Origin of the sequence: Bacillus sp. 7884-1, assembly GCF_002272245.1 — a bacterium.
Taxonomy (GTDB): Bacteria; Bacillota; Bacilli; order Bacillales; family Cytobacillaceae; genus Neobacillus.
In genome coordinates this window covers 1-296 of sequence record NZ_NPDD01000369.1, presented here as the reverse complement: position 1 = coordinate 296, position 296 = coordinate 1, and the positions used below count along the sequence as shown (strand labels likewise).

The 296-nt window shown below is 37.8% G+C and carries 1 pseudogene; it reads right to left on the bottom strand.

Annotated elements, in window-relative coordinates:
- Positions 1 to 20: 20 nt before the first annotated feature.
- Positions 21 to 296, bottom strand: a pseudogene (locus CHI06_RS30290) (group II intron reverse transcriptase/maturase); the annotation flags it as partial.

Below are 296 nucleotides of genomic sequence, written 5' to 3'. Positions count from 1 at the left end.
TATTAGGAGAGGCAGGAGATTTAAGTGGATTCTCTCACGGTAACTCCCTTCCTGCTTGATTTCCGTTTTACTCGGAACTTGCCTTGTTTACTTTTCCCACAGTAATGTGTAAAGCCAAGGAAATCGAAGGTATCTGGTTTACTTCTCCCCTTTTGATTTGCATTTGTCTCCGCAAATCGCCCAATGGGAATAATTTTGGTTTTGTCCTCAGCTATTTCTAAGTTAAATTTCTTTAACCTCAACTTTAACGAATAGAAGAATTGCTCAGCTTCACTTTTATATTGAAAACAACAAAC